This window comes from Enhygromyxa salina, from assembly GCF_002994615.1.
GTDB lineage: Bacteria > Myxococcota_A > Polyangia > Nannocystales > Nannocystaceae > Plesiocystis > Plesiocystis salina_A.
The window spans coordinates 73,017-88,587 of sequence record NZ_PVNK01000263.1 but is presented as its reverse complement, the minus strand read 5'-3'; the positions used below and the strand labels follow the sequence as shown (position 1 = coordinate 88,587).

The 15,571-nt window shown below is 69.9% G+C and carries 14 protein-coding genes; 4 read left to right on the top strand and 10 right to left on the bottom strand.

Annotated features, from left to right (window positions below):
• Positions 1-95 precede the first annotated feature (95 nt).
• A complete protein-coding gene (locus ENSA5_RS30340) occupies positions 96-1,619 on the top strand; it encodes a sigma-54 interaction domain-containing protein (protein ID WP_106395204.1) in 1,524 nt (507 codons plus the stop codon).
• Positions 1,620-1,658: 39 nt separating this feature from the next.
• On the opposite strand, the gene ENSA5_RS30335 is transcribed toward ENSA5_RS30340, so the two are convergent.
• From ENSA5_RS30335 to ENSA5_RS30300, 9 genes are all read right to left on the bottom strand, one after another.
• The gene (locus ENSA5_RS30335; protein ID WP_106395203.1) at positions 1,659-2,660 is read right to left on the bottom strand and encodes a hypothetical protein; all 1,002 of its coding nucleotides are present in this window, start codon (positions 2,658-2,660) and stop codon (positions 1,659-1,661) included.
• A gap of 85 nt (positions 2,661-2,745) precedes the next feature.
• On the bottom strand, positions 2,746-3,555 hold the full coding sequence (locus ENSA5_RS30330) for an alpha/beta hydrolase (protein WP_106395202.1): 810 nt from the start codon (positions 3,553-3,555) through the stop codon (positions 2,746-2,748).
• Positions 3,556-3,720: 165 nt separating this feature from the next.
• On the bottom strand, positions 3,721-3,855 hold the full coding sequence (locus tag ENSA5_RS39460) for a hypothetical protein (protein ID WP_258183066.1): 135 nt from the start codon (positions 3,853-3,855) through the stop codon (positions 3,721-3,723).
• A 19-nt stretch (positions 3,856-3,874) separates the two neighbouring features.
• Positions 3,875-4,963 (bottom strand): hydrogenase expression/formation protein HypE, encoded by a 1,089-nt coding sequence (gene hypE, locus ENSA5_RS30325; RefSeq protein WP_106395201.1) that lies wholly within the window; start codon positions 4,961-4,963, stop codon positions 3,875-3,877.
• Positions 4,960-6,147 (bottom strand): hydrogenase formation protein HypD, encoded by a 1,188-nt coding sequence (hypD, locus tag ENSA5_RS30320; protein ID WP_106395200.1) that lies wholly within the window; start codon positions 6,145-6,147, stop codon positions 4,960-4,962. The genes hypE and hypD overlap by 4 nt, the downstream gene beginning before the upstream one ends.
• On the bottom strand, positions 6,144-6,299 hold the full coding sequence (locus ENSA5_RS38540; RefSeq protein ID WP_181198310.1) for a hypothetical protein: 156 nt from the start codon (positions 6,297-6,299) through the stop codon (positions 6,144-6,146). Before ENSA5_RS38540 ends, hypD begins: the two co-directional genes overlap by 4 nt.
• Before the next feature lie 34 nt (positions 6,300-6,333).
• Positions 6,334-6,615: a HypC/HybG/HupF family hydrogenase formation chaperone gene (locus tag ENSA5_RS30315; protein WP_106395199.1), complete on the bottom strand. Its 282-nt coding sequence runs from the start codon at positions 6,613-6,615 to the stop codon at positions 6,334-6,336.
• A 6-nt stretch (positions 6,616-6,621) separates the two neighbouring features.
• Positions 6,622-9,090 (bottom strand): carbamoyltransferase HypF, encoded by a 2,469-nt coding sequence (hypF, locus tag ENSA5_RS30310; RefSeq protein ID WP_106395198.1) that lies wholly within the window; start codon positions 9,088-9,090, stop codon positions 6,622-6,624.
• A 517-nt stretch (positions 9,091-9,607) separates the two neighbouring features.
• Positions 9,608-11,566, bottom strand: a complete 1,959-nt coding sequence (locus ENSA5_RS30300) for an IgGFc-binding protein (RefSeq protein ID WP_181198309.1) — start codon at positions 11,564-11,566, stop codon at positions 9,608-9,610.
• Positions 11,567-12,095: 529 nt separating this feature from the next.
• Between ENSA5_RS30300 and ENSA5_RS30290 the strand changes: the two genes are divergently transcribed.
• The 3 genes from ENSA5_RS30290 (at position 12,096) to ENSA5_RS30280 (ending at position 14,522) form a co-directional block, all read left to right on the top strand.
• The gene (locus tag ENSA5_RS30290; protein ID WP_106395194.1) at positions 12,096-12,467 is read left to right on the top strand and encodes a helix-turn-helix transcriptional regulator; all 372 of its coding nucleotides are present in this window, start codon (positions 12,096-12,098) and stop codon (positions 12,465-12,467) included.
• A 49-nt stretch (positions 12,468-12,516) separates the two neighbouring features.
• A complete protein-coding gene (locus ENSA5_RS30285; RefSeq protein WP_146156268.1) occupies positions 12,517-12,747 on the top strand; it encodes a hypothetical protein in 231 nt (76 codons plus the stop codon).
• A 146-nt stretch (positions 12,748-12,893) separates the two neighbouring features.
• Positions 12,894-14,522, top strand: coding sequence for a SulP family inorganic anion transporter (locus tag ENSA5_RS30280; protein WP_106395192.1), 1,629 nt, complete (start codon positions 12,894-12,896; stop codon positions 14,520-14,522).
• A 102-nt stretch (positions 14,523-14,624) separates the two neighbouring features.
• Here the strand turns inward: ENSA5_RS30280 and ENSA5_RS30275 are convergent, their stop codons facing one another.
• Positions 14,625-15,479, bottom strand: a complete 855-nt coding sequence (locus tag ENSA5_RS30275) for a nucleoside phosphorylase (RefSeq protein ID WP_106395191.1) — start codon at positions 15,477-15,479, stop codon at positions 14,625-14,627.
• Positions 15,480-15,571: the final 92 nt, after the last annotated feature.

The following is a 15,571-nucleotide window of genomic DNA, read 5'->3' as shown; positions in this document are numbered from 1 at the left end:
TCCCGCTTAGGGAAAAACGAATAAAATCAAACACTTAGCCTGTTTTGATGCCTACGTTTGCGTAAGTTCACAACCGTAGGCTACATAAACGTAGGATGTTCGACGATCGCGCAGCCCCGAGCGGGCGAGAGCTGTCCGCGGCCCTGGCCGAGCGGATGGAGCTGCGGACCGTGTTCGACGGGGTCCTGCGCATGCTCGCGGAGCGCCCGGGCGTGGCCAACCCCTACTTGACCCTCGCGGACCCCCACACGGGCGAGATCCGGATCGAGGAGTCCGCCGGTCTCACGCCCGAGCAGCTGCGGACCAGCTACCACCGCTTCGGCGAGGGCATCGTCGGCCAGGTGATCGAGAGCGGTCAGACCTGCGTGGTCCATGGCTCGAGCCCAACCTTCCTCAATCGCCTCCGCCGCAGCGAGCCCGAGGGCATCTCCTTCGTCTGCGCGCCGGTCAAGCTCTCGGGCGGGCAGGTCGTCGGCACGCTGTCGGTCGATCGTGAGGCTGCCGAGCCCCGCGATCTGCAAGTCGACGTCGAGCTGGTCGAGGTCGTGGCCGAGCTCTTTGGCCGCGCGATCGAGCTGCGTCGTGCGGCGGTCGACCAGCGCCGGCGGACCGAGGCCGAGAACCGGCGGCTCCGCGCCGAGCTGCGCGAGCGCTTCCACATCGCCAACCTCGTCGGGACCGACAAGTCGATGCTCGCGGTCTACGACAAGGTCGCCCGGGTCGCGCCGTCCAACACGACCGTGCTCCTGCGTGGTGAGAGCGGCACGGGCAAGGAGCTGGTCGCGCGCGCGATCCACTTTGCCTCGAACCGGGCGGCCGCGCCCTTTGTCGCCATCAACTGCGCGGCGCTGCCCGAGGCCATGCTCGAGAGCGAGCTGTTCGGCCACGAGCGCGGCGCGTTCACGGGCGCGGTCGCGGCCCGCAAGGGTCGCTTCGAGCTCGCCAGCGGCGGCTCGGTGTTCCTCGACGAGATCGGCGAGCTCAGCCCGACCACCCAGGTCAAGCTCCTGCGCGTGCTCCAAGAACGCAGCTTCGAGCGGCTCGGCGGGACCAAGACCATCGTCTGTGACGTCCGCGTGCTCGCGGCGACCCACGCCAACCTCGAGCAGTCGATCGCCGACGGCCGGTTTCGCGAAGACCTCTACTATCGCCTCAACGTGTTCGACATCGTGCTGCCGGCCCTGCGAGACCGCCGCTCCGACATCCTCGAGCTCGCCAATTTCTTCGTCGATCGCTACGGTCGCGACTGTCGGCCCCCCGTCACCCGGATCTCGCGCAAGGCCGCCGAGCTCCTGCGCACCTGGGACTGGCCCGGCAACGTGCGCGAGCTGCAAAACTGCATCGAGCGCGCCGTGCTGCTGACGACCGAGGGCGTCATTCGGGTCGAGCACCTGCCCCCGACCCTGCGCGGACACGCGCCCGAGCTCGGCGTCGACGACGACACCCGGGGGGCCGAGCTCGGCGAGACCACCCTCGACGCCGCGCTCGAGGCTGTCGAGCTGCGGATGCTCGCCGCCGCGCTCGAGACCCACGGCGGCAACCGGGCCGCGGCCGCGCGCGCGCTCGGGATCAGCGAGCGACGCATGGGCCTGCGCGTGCGCAAGTACAAGCTCGACTGAGGGCTACGGAGGCGGCGTGAAGCTGCGCGCTCGCAGTGATCACTTGCGCGAATAGCTCAGCCGATAGGTCAGCGGGACCGGCAAGCGTTTGGAGGTGATCTTGTGGTGGACGGTGAGCTTCTTGCGGTCCGCCGAGAGCACGTAGACGATGGTCCGGGCCCCGCCCTTGCCCTCCATGTGTTGGACCAGCTTCCCCTTCTTCCAGCGCAGCCGGACCGCGAGCTTCCCACCTTCGATGTCGGTCGACTTGACCGTGCCGCCGTCGACGACACAGCCCGCCGTGAAGCCCGACTCGAAGGTCGTGGTGACCTTGTCTCCGGCGACAACGATGTCGAGGGTTTTCTCGACGGGGTTGGTCGCCCGCAGGCGCTTGCGAGCGAGCCCTCGAATGACGCCGGCCAGCGCGTTGACCGTAGCCTCGAGTGCTGCGTCGAGATCGTCGCGCTGCGAGCTGCCACCGACAAAGCGGTAGCTCCCGTGAAAGTCGGCGTGGGTGATCGGAGCCGGGGCTGCGAGCTCGGCCGGCGCTGCGCTGGGGGCTGGGGTCGGCGCGACGACGGGGCCAGGCTCGGATGCTTGCTCGGATGCTTGCTCGGATGCTTGCTCGGGCGCGGGCGCGGGCGCCTGGCCAGCCGGCGCTTCGACGCTCGGCTGCGCGGGCGCGGTGGTCTTCGCTGTCGCGGCGTCGCCGGGGGCCGCAGAAGCGTGGGACGCCGCGGGCGAGGCCTCGTCCGCGAGTTCGGCCTCGTCCGCGAGTTCGGCCTCGTCCGCGAGTTCGGCCTCGTCGACGGAGGGGGTCGCGAGCACGCCGACAGTTGGCTGCGCTTCGGGCAGCGAGCCAGCTGCGACGACCGGCCTGGGCTCCGCGCCGGGCAGGGCTGTCGGGTCCTCAGCGCTGGCTTCGATCGCGTCCACCCAAGGATCATCGAGCGGATCGTCGACCGCCTTGGTCTCGTCGCCCTTGCAGCTGCCGAGGACAACCAGCGCGACGCTCAGCAGCCACGCGCTTGGGAAGGACCCTGTGTTCGGTTTGGGCTTCATCGGTATCTCGGGGGCACGCGCGACCAGGGTCGGTGGCGAGCGCGATGATGCGCTGCTGCGCTCGCGCACGAGCGAGTGTCTCGCGTTAGCGTCCGTCGGTGAACCGGGCCTCGACGAAGGCCCCGATCCGCGCGAGCGCATCGTTGGCGTCGGGCAAGCCCGGGCTAAACAGGTGCCAGACGTGCCACAGCTCTTGTCCGACGTGGAGCTCGACGTCCACGCCCGCGGCCGCGGCTCGCTCGACCAGGCGCTGCGAGTCGCTCAGCAGGATCTCGTGATCGCCGACGTGGACGAGCGTGGGTGGGAACAGCGAGAGGTCGCCCCACAGCGGCGACGCGAAGGGATCGGCCGGGTCGCCGCCGCCGAGATAGGTCTCGCGCATCGGTTCGAGCATCTCCGGTTGCAGCCAGGGATCCACGGCGGCGCGGGTCTCGAGGCTCTCCCCCGTGAGCGTGAGATCGGTCCACGGCGACAACAGCACGACGGCGCGAGGCATCGGCAGGCCCCGCGCCGCCGCGCGCAGCAAGGTCGAGAGCGCGAGGTTGCCTCCGGCCGAGTCGCCCGAGACCACGATCTGCTCGGCTCGGAGGCCGTCAGCGAGCAGCGCCGCGTAGACCTCGACGACGTCGTCGAGACCCGCGGGGAAGGGATTCTCGGGCGCGAGGCGATAGTCGGGCACCACGACCCGGGCCTTGCTCGCAACCCCGATCCGCGCCGCGAGGGCGCGGTGCGACTGGCAAGAGCCGAGCGCAAAGCCGCCGCCGTGGAGGTGCAGGACCACGCGCGTCGCTTCGTTGGTCGGCGTCAACCACTCGACGGGGACCTCGGCCACCGTGCCGCGCTCGACCGCCACGCCCGCAGGCATCTCGGCCTCGGCCCCCATGGCGTCGAGCATGGCACGCTGTGCCTCCAGCGAGGTCCCCACGAACTGTGGCGCGACCTGTTGGATGAGTATGTTGCGGAATTGGTCACGAATTGCAGCGTCGTTCACCTGGCCTGAATCGCACGAGGCTTTGGCTCGGCACAAGCTCTTTTGGAGACAGGCTGAGCGCCGTAGCCATCAAGGCGTGAAGGCGTGAAGGCGGCCCGTGGCCGGCTCGGTCATCGGGCCGTCGTGGCCGAGCTCGAGCACCTCGCCCTTGTCGAGCACGCGGATCTTGGTCCCTTCCACTGCGTTGATGCCTTCGGTGGGCATGACCTCTTGGCGTGAGGGGTCAGCAAATACGTGGCAGCTGCTCGCCGACGAGAGTATCGACAATGCGGCGGCCGCCGAGCACGGTGGTCATCACGACGCGGCCCGGTCGCTCGTCGGTCACGTGTCCGATCGCGACCGAGTCTTTGCCGTAGGGGTGCGCGCGCAGGGCCGCGAGCGCGGCCTCGGCCTCGTCCTTGGCCACGACGCAGACGATCTTGCCCTCGTTGGCCAGGTACAGCGGATCGAGGCCGAGGAGCTCGCAAAAGCCCCTCACGACCGCGCGGATCGGGATCTGGCCCTCGCGGATCTCGATCCCGACCTCGGACCCGCGGGCGATCTCGTTGAGGACCGTGGCCAGGCCCCCGCGGGTCGCGTCGCGGATGAAGCGGGTGTTGGGCGCGGCCTCGAGCAGGGCACCGATCAGGCCGTGGAGCGGCGCGCAGTCGCTGAAGATCTCGGTGTCGAGCTTCATGTCGCCGCGGGCGTTGAGGATCGTCGCGCCGTGATCACCGAGCACGCCGTTGACGATGACCAGGTCGTCGGGCTGCGCGAGCTCGACCCCGAGCTTGACGCCCGCCCGGATCACCCCGATCCCGGCGGTGTTGATGAACAGCTTGTCGCAGGCGCCGCGCTCGACGACCTTGGTGTCGCCGGTCACGACCTCGACCCCGGCCTCGACCGCGGTCGCGGCCATGCTTCGGGCGACCTTGCGCATCAGGTCGACCGACACGCCCTCCTCGACGATGACCGCGCAGCTCAGGTACAGCGGCGTGGCCCCGCCGACGGCGAGGTCGTTGACGGTCCCGCAGATCGCGAGCTTGCCGATGTCGCCGCCGGGGAACTCGAGCGGGCTCACGACGTAGGAGTCGGTCGTGAACGCGAGGCGATCGCCGTAGCGCGCGAGCGCGTCGATGCTGAAGCGGGCCTGGTCCTCGAGCGGCGCGAGCGGCTCGTTGTAGAAGGCGTCGACGAACAGGTCGTCGATGAAGTCGTGCATGGCCTTGCCGCCGCCGCCGTGGGCCATGGTCACGGTCGGGATGTCGACCTTGCCGAGCTTGCGCCGCTGCGCGGCCCCCTTGGCGCCCTTCCCCTCGCCCTCGCCGCTCATGGGGCCTCGACCTCCGCTTGCGGCGCCTTGCCCGTGCCCGTGCCCGCGCCGCGCCCGAGCAGCGGGACGAGCTTCTCGACCCGACCGTAGCGAGAGTAGGCCGCGCACGCGCCCTCGGACGAGACCATCAAGGCGCCCATCGGGGTCTCGGGCGTGCAGTCGTTGCCGAACAGCTTGCAGTCGTAGGGCTTGATCACGCCCTTGAGCACCTCGCCGCACTGGCAGGCCTTGGGGTCGGCGATCACGAGGTCGGGGACCGAGAATTTTCGCTCGGCGTCGTACTTGGCGTAGGCCTCGCGCATCTTGACGCCCGAGTGGTCGATCGAGCCGAGCCCGCGCCACTCGAAGAACTCGCGCAGCTCGAAGACCTTGGCGATCGCCTCGAGCGCCGGGCCGTTGCCCTCGTCGGGCACGACCCGCGAGTACTGGTTCTCGATCCGGGCCTCGCCGCTGGCGAGCTGCTCGAGCACCATCCAGATGCCATGGAGGATGTCGAGGGGCTCGAAGCCGGTCACGACCAGCGGGCGGTCGTACTGATCGGCGACGAAGTCGTAGGGCGCGTTGCCGATGACCATGCTGACGTGGCCGGGCCCGAGGAAGCCGTCAATCTGAACCCCCGGCGCGTCGAGGATCGCCTTGATCGCCGGGATGATCGTGATGTGATTGCAAAACAGCGAGAAGTTCTCGATGCCCTCGGCCTCGGCCTGCAAGACCGTGAGCGCGGTGCTCGGCATCGTCGTCTCGAACCCGAGCCCGAAGAACACGACCTCCTTGTCGGGGTTGTCCCTGGCCAGCGAAAGCGAGTCGAGCGGCGAGTAGACCATGCGCACGTCGGCGCCGCCGGCCTTGGCCTCGAGCAGGCTCTTGCTGGACCCGGGCACCCGCATCGCGTCGCCGAAGGTCGTGAAGATCACCTTAGGGGTCTCGGCGATCGCCACGCAGTCGTCGACGCGGCCCATTGGCAGCACGCAGACCGGGCACCCGGGCCCGTGGACCAGCTCGATCTCCTCGGGCAGCATGCTCTCGATGCCGTAGCGAAAGATCGCGTGGGTGTGGCCGCCGCAGACCTCCATGATGTAGAGCGGCCGCGACTTGCACGCGTCGATCTGATCGACCAACGCGCGGATCTTCTCGACCAAGGTCTGGGCTTTTTCGGGGTCACGGAATTCGTCGACGTACTTCATGAGGTGGTCGTCTCCTGGTCCTTGCTCGGATCGCCGCGGTCAACGACCTCCTGGCCCACGGACTCGAGCAGGGCCTCGTCCATCGAAGCCGGGCCCTGCCTCTTGGCGTGCCAGAACGGGTAAGAGCGCCGCAAGATCGCGTTGTCGGTCATGGCCTTGGTCCGGTTGGGGTGGCTGGGCCCGCGCTCAGGTCTGGCCTGACCCGCGCATGGCGTCGAGCTCTTCATCGACCTCGCCGAGCGCGTGGAGGAGCTCGAGGGTGGCCGCGGCCTCGGCCGCGTCGATCCGGCTCATCGCAAAGCCGACGTGGACGAGGACCCAGTCGCCGACGCAGGACTCGATCGAGTGGTCCTCGTCGACGATGCAAACGAGGTTGATCTCGCGCTTGACCCCGGCGACCTCGACCTTGGCGAGCTTGTCCGCGGTGTTGGTGATCTCGACGATTTGACCGGGGATTCCAAGGCACATGTGGTTTCACTCCGAGAGCTGGGTGGCCGCGGCGACGACCGCCTGCCCGAGCGCGACGCCGCCGTCGTTGGCGGGTGTGTCGACGTTGGACAGGCAGCGAAGGCCGCGTGATTCGAGGTCGCGGGTGACCTGTTCGAGGAGGAGCTTGTTTTGAAAGCAGCCGCCCGAGAGGACCACGGTGTCGACGCGTGAGCCTTGCGAGAGGTCGAAGGCGAGCTCGGCGACCGCCGCGGCGAGGCCGAGGTGGAAGCGGGCGGCGATGGTCCCGGGCCCGGCGTTGCGCTCGAGGTCCTCGGCCAGCCTCGTCCACATCGGCGCGGGGTCGAGGCGGATGAGCTCGCCCGCCTCGGCCTCACGACGGCGCGCGAAGGGGTAGGCCTCGGCGCGGCTGGGGAGGCCAGCCCGCGCGGCCGCGGCCTCGAGCTCCATCGCGGCCTGGGCCTGGTAGCGGACGCGGTCGGGGCAGATGCCGACGGCGGCCGCGACCGCGTCGAACAGCCGGCCCGTCGACGAGGCCAGCGGCGTGTTGAGGCCGGCCTCGATCATCCGGTCGATGACCGCGAGCGGCTTGTGGCCGAGGTCGGCGCAGCCCTCGAGCGCGCCGAAGCGCCGCGTGAAGGCCTCCCAGCCCATCGCCGCGCGCAGCTGGGCGTAGAGGTTGCGCCACGGCTCGCGGACCGCCTTGACGCCGCCGGGCATCGCGACCGGGGCGAGCGAGGCCAGGCGCTGGTAGCCGCGGTAGTCGGCGAGCAGGAATTCACCGCCCCAGATCGTGCCGTCGGTCCCGAACCCGAGCCCGTCGAGGGCGACGCCGAGCACCGCGGGCGCGTGCAGGGCGAGGCCGCGCTCGGCCATGCACCCGGCGATGTGGGCGTGGTGGTGCTGGACTCGGCGCAGGGGCAGCCCGCGCTCGGCCGCGACCTCGAGCGCGAGCTTGGTCGAGAGATACTCGGGGTGGAGATCGGCGACGAGCAGCTGGGGCCGGTGATCGTAGATGTCGGCGTAGAGCCCGAGGTTCTTGCAGTAGTCCTCGTAGGTGCACAGCTCCTCGAGGTCGCCCTGATGCTGCGAGAGCACCGCCGCGCCCTCGGCCAGGACACAAAAGGCGGCCTTTTGCTCGGCGCCGTAGGCCAGGATCGGCGGGGCCTGCTCGAAGCCGGGCGGGAGCCGGATCGCGCCGGGGGCGTAGCCGCGGGCCCGACGGAGCAGCCGCGGCTGCCCGGCGCTCACGCGGACGACCGAGTCGTCGATGCGGTTGGCGATCTCGCGGTCGTGCATCAGCGCGAGGTCGGCGATGTCGCGGAGCTCGGTCCGGGCGCCGTCGAGCTCGGTGACCTGCGGCTCGTGAGCGAGGTTTCCGCTGGTCATCACCAGGGGCCGGCCCACGGCGCGCAGGACCAGCAGGTGCAAGGGCGTGTAGGGCTGCATGAAGCCGAGCGCGTCGAGGCCCGGGGCGAGCTCGGCGGGCAAGGCCTCGGGCCCGTCGGCGGCCAGGATCACGATCGGCGCCTCGACGGCCTCGAACAGGCGCTGCTCGAGCTCGGTGATCCTGCAGTAGCGCCGCACCATCTCGACGTCGGTCGCCATCACGGCGAGCGGCTTGGCGTCGCGACGCTTGCGCTCGCGCAGGCGCTGGATCGCCGCGCCGTCGGTCGCATCGCAAGCCAGGTGGAAGCCGCCGAGCCCGCGGATCGCAACGATCTTGCCCGCGCGCAGGGCCGCGACCGTCTGCGCGAGCGCGGCGTCCGGATCGCGGACCGGGTCTCGCTGCTCGCCAAAGCGCTCGAGCCAGATCTGCGGCCCACACTCGGCGCACGCGATCGCCTGGGCGTGAAAGCGCCGGTCAGCCGGCTGCTCGTACTCCTCGCGGCACCCCGCGCACATGGGGAACGCGGACATCGTCGTGTGCGGGCGATCGTAGGGCACCGCGGTCACGATCGAGAAGCGTGGCCCGCAGTGTGTGCAGTTGGCGAAGGCGTAATTGTGGCGACGCTCGCTCGGGTCGAGGACCTCGGCCCTGCACGCGCCACAGACGGCGGCGTCGGCCGCGACCCGGGTCCGCGGGGCCCCGGCGAGGCTGGCGACGATCTCGAAGCTCTCGGCGAGCAGCGGCGCCGGCAGCCCGCGCGCCTCGATGCGCTCGATCCTCGCCAGCGGCGGGGCCTCGGCGCTGAGGCGGCGCAAGAAGCGAGCGATCGACTCGGCCGCGCCGCCGGTTCGGATCAGCACGCCCTCGCTGTCGTTGAGGACCTCGCCGACGAGGCGCTCCTCGGTAGCGAGGCGCCAGACCGTGGGGCGAAAGCCGACCCCCTGCACCGTCCCGATCACGCGGATCTCGGCGGCGTCACCGAGCTCGGCCGCGGCCGCGTCGCTGTTGTTGGACCCCGCGCTCGGTCGGCTCGGCGGGCTTGGATTGGCTTCGCAGAGGCTCTCGTGGCCCCTCGCAGGGGCGCTGGTCTCGCCGACGCCAGTCATGCGCTCGCGCTTTCTTTGGCGACCTTGGCCCGACTACGCAGGCGCTGGCCCCGATCGCGGCCTCGAGCCGCAGGCCCACGCACATACGGTGATTGTTGAAGTGCTCGAGCCGAGGCGCGACCACACGAAGGACCGCCAAAGGACGGCCCAGATTTCTATAGCACAGGCGATCGACCGGTCGCGGGCTGGCCCGAGCAACCCGCTCGACCAGCAGCTCGCGCTGGGCCTCGAGGGTCGGGGGCGCCGCCGTGAACCCGCGCCCCAGCTCGGCGAGCCGCGCGCGTCTCGGGCCATCGCGATCTGGGCTTTGCTCTGCTCACGCCCGAATCCAGCGGGTCACAACGCGAACGGCACCTCGAGCGGGCTCGGGGTGCCGTGCTGCGCGACCCGGTCGAGTCGACGCGAGGAGCTCTCGGTCTAGGCGAGTACTCGCCGCAAGGCGAGCGTTTGGGGTGAGCGGAGGGGGCTTCGCCGCCGCAGCGAGGGGCCTTTTTGAAAGGCCCCTTGAAGACCAGAGCTAAAGCGGGTTGATCTGCTCGAGCGCGAGACCGCCGGGGTAGGCGTAGCTGGTGAAGCTCGCCTGCCCGCTGACGATCACGCCGAAGCCCTCGGCCGCGGTCGCCTGGTTGGCGCCCGGCATGCACATGCCCTCGCCCGGGTTGATGTCGACCGTCGCCCACTCCCAGTCGCTGGTCCCGATCGAGGTCCAGCGGTCGTCCGGAACCACACCCATGCACTCGACCGTGACCTCTTCGCCGGCCGGGCGGACGAGCTTGGCGAAGTCCTCGGTGTAGGAGTCGTCGACCAGGAACACGTAGTCGTCTTGGTATTGCTCGACCGGGACCATCAGGACCATGTAGGGGTCGCCGATGCACGGCGGGTTCAAGGAGCCGCAGCCGGTCATGTAGCCCGCCATCAGGATCGGGTCGTCGGCCGAGACGTAGAAGTCTTGGTGCTCGTCGAACTCGATCATCTGGCCGGCGTCGAGGATGACCTGGGAGCCGATGTCGACGGAGGGCTCGAAGTCGATGGTCGTGTTGTCCTCGCTCGCGATGATGCGCCAGCGCATCGGCTCGTCCTGGCGGATCGGGTTGCGCGAGGCCACGTAGTTGTTGCCCCAGGTCTCGAGCGGGAAGATCTGCTCCTCGACGTGATCACAGCCGCTGACGACCTCGTCGGGGATGTTGGCGCAGGAGTGGCCGCCGAACACGGCGACGGGCTTGTCGGAGGCGATGATCGAGCCGCTGAGGCTCTGCTTCATGTCCTCCATGTTCTGATCCTGGACGCCGACCTGGACGTAGTCGTAGGCGTCGAGCTGGATCTGCGTGGGCTGGCCCGCGGTCATCGCCGGGAGCCCGCCGCTGCCCGCGGGCGTGTCGACGTGGGGCGTGATCGTGACCGTCGTGTCGTCCTCGGTCGCGATGACGTTGAGGGCCGAGCCCGCGCCGTAGCCGAGCGCCCACGCGAGGTGGACGTAGTCGGTCCCGAGGGTGTGGGTCGGCAACAGCAGCGAGGCCTCGGCGGTGATGCTCGAGGCGCCGCCGATCGGGTTGAACTGGGTCGCGACGACGGGCAGATCGGTCTCGACCCGAAACGCCGTGCCGGTCGCGATGCCGCTGGTCAGGATCCCGGCGTCCATGCCGTTGTAGTAGCTGGTGTAGTCGGCGTGCGAGCCCGAGATGTTGAAGACCTTGGTGTCGCGCGGGTCGACGGTGTCTTCGATGATCGCGAGCTCGGCGCCGATCCGCTTGTCCCAGATCCGGACGGTCGCGATGTCGTCGTAGCTCGGGTTGGCGATCGCGATCGCGTAGGTGTATTTGTCGCGCGGGGGCTGGTTCGCCATGTCCACGGCCCAGAACTCGCAGCCGATGTTGGACTTGGTCGCCTGGGCGTAGAGGCAGGCGTCGAGGCACTCGCCGCCGAGGCACAGCTGCGATCCGGGGCAGTCGGTCTCGGGCCCGAGCTCGGTCCCGGTGTCGTTGCAGACCTGGTAGCTGTCGCCGTCGGTGCAGTAGGCCTGGTCGGGCGCGCACAGCAGATCGAGGCAGGCGCCCTCGATGCACACGGCGTTGACGCAGGCCTGAGGCTCCCAGCCCGAGCAGTCGTCCTTGCAGGTGTCGATGTTGTCGGCGTCGATGCAGGCGCCCTCTTCACCGGGCGTACACTCGCAGGCCGTGCACATCTCGGTCCGCTCGTCGCAGAAGGTCTCGGCCGGGCACGGGTCGTCCTGCCAGTGGCCGTCGACGCACAGCTCGTGGCCGTCGACCTTGCACTGCTGCTCACCGTCGACGCACTCGGCCGGGTCGCCGTCGCCGTCCCCGTCCCCGTCGCCGTCCCCGTCTCCGTCCCCGTCTCCGCTGCTCTCGGTCGAGGAGGCCGGAGTTTCGGTGCCGCTCGTGTCGTCGTTGCACGCAGCGACGAGGAGCGGCACGCAAGGCAGGAGGAGGTGGAGCTTAGTCAGGCCAAGGCGGTTCATGGCCTGATCATCCCACCTGTCGTGGGTGCTCACAAGCTGCGGGGTCCCGGCCGCGAGCGCCTTTGGAGCCGCTAAACCGCCATCTCGGTCCACTCGCGGCGGAGTCCGGCCTCGATGACCGAAACGGTCGGATGCCGCCGAGCTCGCTCGACGCCAGGATCGCGGGAGACGCGAGCGCGCTTGGCACCAGCTCGTGGTGTCCAAGCTGCGAGGCTCGGCGGCGGGCGCCGGGCGAATCGTGGCCGGCGACCGGCCGACGCGCGGACCGATGAATTCTCGACCGCAAGCCCGAGGCTCGCGAGGCCGCCACGCGAGCGGGCGATCGGCTCGGGAGATCTCGACCTCGCGCCGACCCACGACCGGGTCCGGGCCCGGCCGCGCAGCCTCTGACATCGGCGGGGGCCCAGGGCCGACGGCCGAGTCGGGATCAGTCGGTAGTTCAAAACACGAAAATTATCGCGCGAATCTATTTGCATGAACTCCATCTCATGTATACTTCGCCACACGAGCCCGACAGACTCGCCAGCCCATGGCGTCCGCGAACAACTCCACATCCGACGGAGCGCCCAAGTCTTGGACCTTCCTCAGCAACCACGCCCATGTCCTCGTGTGTCTCGCACGCGACCCGGACATGCGCCTGCGCGACGTCGCGGCTCAGGTCCGCTTGACCGAGCGGGCCGTCCACCGAATCGTGAAGGAGCTCGAGACCGCCGGGGTCATCACCCGCCTCCGCGATGGGCGTCGCAACCACTACGAACTCGACCCGACCGTCCCGCTCCGTCACCCGCTCGAGGTCAAGCGCACGGTCGGCAGCCTCCTGGAGATGTTGCTTGAACCCGCTGAATCAAAGCGCCTCGGCCTTCGCCGTCGACGCAAAAGCGACAAGGCATCGTCAGGGTAGCCGGCTGATCCAGGCTCTGCTCGCCGCGTCGCTCATGATGTTGGCGCTATTGGTCAGCCCACGCGAAGGCTGGGCGGCGGTCGAGCTCGACGAGTTCGGCGCTGTCGACAGCGAGCTCGAGCAAGAGGGCGAGCGCGACGAGCAAGACGAGGACGCCGACTGCGCCAGCGTCACCGCGCCGGCGACGGCGGCCTCGGCCGCCGCCGGACGCGGCCCGAATTCGGAGATCGGTCCTCGCGCTGACGCGGCCGAACCGTTGTTCCGGCCCCCAATCGTGTAGCAGCCGTCACGGGAGTGGGGGTGCATGCCTGTGCGCCCCTGATCAGATCATGAACAACGAGAGCATTGATCAGCTCGAGCCAGTTCGGACCCCAGCGCGAGCCAGCGCCGGTCGAGCGGGCCCAGCTCAGACGGGAAAGACACCAGATGAAAGAGCCACGATCGGCCGAGGCCGCCAACCACGAAGACAAGGCCGCGACGAGTCCACCGAAGCCAGGCGCGGACGCCAAACCGCCACACGCCTGGCTCCCCAGCCGCGCGGACTTCCTCGCGTCGCTCGTCGTGTTCTTGGTCGCGCTGCCGCTGTGCATGGGCATCGCGATCGCGTCGGGGGTCCCGCCCGCGCTCGGTCTGGTCACGGGCATCGTCGGCGGACTCCTCGTCGGCGCGATCCAGGGCGCGCCGCTGCAGGTGTCCGGCCCCGCCGCCGGGCTCGTCGTCATCATCGTCGACCTGGTCGACAAGCACGGCCTCGCCAGCTTGGGCGTCGTCGTGCTCCTCGCCGGGCTCATGCAATTCGTCGCGGGCCTGGTCCGGGGCGGACGGTGGTTTCGCGCCGTGCCGCCCTCGGTGGTCTACGGCATGCTCGCCGGGATCGGCGTGCTGATCTTCGCCGGTCAGTTTCACGTCATGATCGACGACGATCCGCGCTCGGGCGGGATCGCCAATTTGTTGGCGATCCCCGAGGCGCTGTCGAAGGCGGTCTCACCGGACACGACCCTCTCGCACCGAGAGGCCGCGGGCATCGGCGTCCTGACCATCGTCACGATCCTGGCCTGGCTCCGCTTCGCCCCCGACAAGATCAAGACCTTCGTCCCTGGACCGCTCGCGGGCGTCCTCGCCGCGAGCCTGGTCGCCAACTTGTTCCAGCTGCCGATCGCCTTCGTCAGCGTGCCTGGCGATCTGCTCGGCTCGCTCAACGTGCCCGCGTTGCCGACCCTCGACACCATCGGGGTCCTCGTCGGGCCAGCGCTCGGTCTCGCGCTGGTCGCCAGCGCCGAGACCCTGCTCAGCGCCAGCGCGGTCGACAAGATGCACGCGGGGCCCCGGGCCAACTACAACCGCGAGCTCAGCGCCCAGGGCATCGGCAACATGGTCTGCGGCTGCCTCGGCGCCCTGCCGATGACCGGCGTCATCGTCCGCAGCAGCGCCAACGTCGAGGCCGGGGGCAAGTCGCGGTGGTCGGCGGTCCTTCATGGCCTGTGGCTGCTGGTCCTGGTCGGGGTCGGCTCTCAGCTGCTGACGCGGATCCCCGTCGCCGCGCTCGCGGCGGTCCTCGTGTACATCGGCGCGAAGCTCGCGAGCCCCATGCGCATCGAGCAGCTGCGGCCCTACGGCCGCGGTGAGATCGCCGTGTTCATCGTGACCACGATCGCGGTCGTCGCGACCGACTTGCTGACCGGCGTCCTGATCGGTCTCGGCCTCTCGGTCGCGAAGCTGCTCTTGCGCCTGTCCAAGCTCGACATCGTCGTCGAGGACGAGCCCGAGGAGAACCGGACGACCGTCCACCTGATCGGCTCGGCGACCTTCCTCCGCCTCGCCGACGTCGCCGAGACCCTCGAGGCCGTGAGCCCGACCCGCGAGCTGCTGTTGCGGATCGACGATCTCGAGCACGTCGACCACGCGATCCTGGAGCTGTTCCGGACCTGGGCCGACCAGCACGCCAGCCGCGGCGGCCGGGTCGTGTTCGACTGGGAGCTGCTCGAGCGCCGGTATCACTTCGGCCAGGCGGCGCTCGACGGACCCGAGCGCACCCTCGGCCCGACGCCCTCCTGATCGAGGCTCCGATCAGCTGGCCGCCGCGATCGAGCGCGGCCAGCTCCTCGACGCCGTCGCGGCGTCGGCCCCGGGCCCCCTCGGCTCAGCTCGGCCCTCGGCTCAGCTCGCGCCCGTCAGCCCCACGCCCGGGTGCCAGCACGGACGATCCCCGCGCAGCTCGGCCAGCTCCGCCAGCCGAACCAGCCCGCGCAGCCCGACCTCGACGCAGCGCTTCTCGGCGAGGGGCTTGTCGGCCCCGGAGATGAAGGTGTTGTCGGCGCGGTTGGCATAGGCCGCGCACACGGCCCCGGCCCGAAACCCGCGCAGGGTCGACAGCGTCATCAGCGTCGAGGCCTCCATCTCGAGGTTGGCCACGCCCTGGCGCGCGAGGGTGGTCTCGATCTCGGGATCGCGCGGCGCGAAGCCAGGCACCTCGCGGCCCTGGGCGCCGTAGAAGCTCGACGCCGTCGCCGTGATGCCGAGGTGGCAGCTCGCGCCGAGCTCCTCGGCCGCCCACAGCAAGGCCATCGTCGCCTCGGGGTGGGCGACCGCCGGGTAGCCGGCCCCGACGAAGGACAGCGAGGTCTCTTCGAGTCGGTAGGCGGCCTGGGTGACGATCAGATCACCGAGGGCGATGTTGGGCTGGAGCGCGCCGCTGCTGCCGGCCCGCACCATTGCGATCTGGGTTGGATCCTCGAAGCACTGGCACAGCTCGATGATCGCGATCTCGGTGTTGGCCGCGCCCATGCCCGTGCCCATCACGGTCATCGCTCGGCCGCGGTAGACGCCCGTGTAGGTCACGTACTCGCGCTCGGCGATCGGCTCGCCGACCGACTCGAGGTATCCGGCCGCGACGCGCTGAGCTCGGGACGGGTCGCCGACCAGCAAGATCAGCGGCGCGACCTCGCCGGGGCGCACGCCGATGTGATACTGGCGACCGTCTGCGCTGCGCGGTTCGTTGGCCGTTGGGCTCATGGGTTGACTGTAGAGCGCGCGGCGGTCCGCTGTCACGAGCCGAGTGTCCCCTGGGCCCGAACTTCTTCGCGCAAGTCCGGCCTCAGGGGCGC

Coding starts and splice junctions, on each gene's coding strand:
- ENSA5_RS30340 (WP_106395204.1), top strand. CDS start 96: ATGTTCGACGATCGCGCAGCCCCGAGCGGGCGAGAGCTGTCCGCGGCC.
- ENSA5_RS30335 (WP_106395203.1), bottom strand. CDS start 2,660: ATGAAGCCCAAACCGAACACAGGGTCCTTCCCAAGCGCGTGGCTGCTG.
- ENSA5_RS30330 (WP_106395202.1), bottom strand. CDS start 3,555: ATGCTCGACGCCATGGGGGCCGAGGCCGAGATGCCTGCGGGCGTGGCG.
- ENSA5_RS39460 (WP_258183066.1), bottom strand. CDS start 3,855: ATGCCCACCGAAGGCATCAACGCAGTGGAAGGGACCAAGATCCGCGTG.
- hypE (WP_106395201.1), bottom strand. CDS start 4,963: ATGAGCGGCGAGGGCGAGGGGAAGGGCGCCAAGGGGGCCGCGCAGCGG.
- hypD (WP_106395200.1), bottom strand. CDS start 6,147: ATGAAGTACGTCGACGAATTCCGTGACCCCGAAAAAGCCCAGACCTTG.
- ENSA5_RS38540 (WP_181198310.1), bottom strand. CDS start 6,299: ATGACCGACAACGCGATCTTGCGGCGCTCTTACCCGTTCTGGCACGCC.
- ENSA5_RS30315 (WP_106395199.1), bottom strand. CDS start 6,615: ATGTGCCTTGGAATCCCCGGTCAAATCGTCGAGATCACCAACACCGCG.
- hypF (WP_106395198.1), bottom strand. CDS start 9,090: ATGACTGGCGTCGGCGAGACCAGCGCCCCTGCGAGGGGCCACGAGAGC.
- ENSA5_RS30300 (WP_181198309.1), bottom strand. CDS start 11,566: ATGAACCGCCTTGGCCTGACTAAGCTCCACCTCCTCCTGCCTTGCGTG.
- ENSA5_RS30290 (WP_106395194.1), top strand. CDS start 12,096: ATGGCGTCCGCGAACAACTCCACATCCGACGGAGCGCCCAAGTCTTGG.
- ENSA5_RS30280 (WP_106395192.1), top strand. CDS start 12,894: ATGAAAGAGCCACGATCGGCCGAGGCCGCCAACCACGAAGACAAGGCC.
- ENSA5_RS30275 (WP_106395191.1), bottom strand. CDS start 15,479: ATGAGCCCAACGGCCAACGAACCGCGCAGCGCAGACGGTCGCCAGTAT.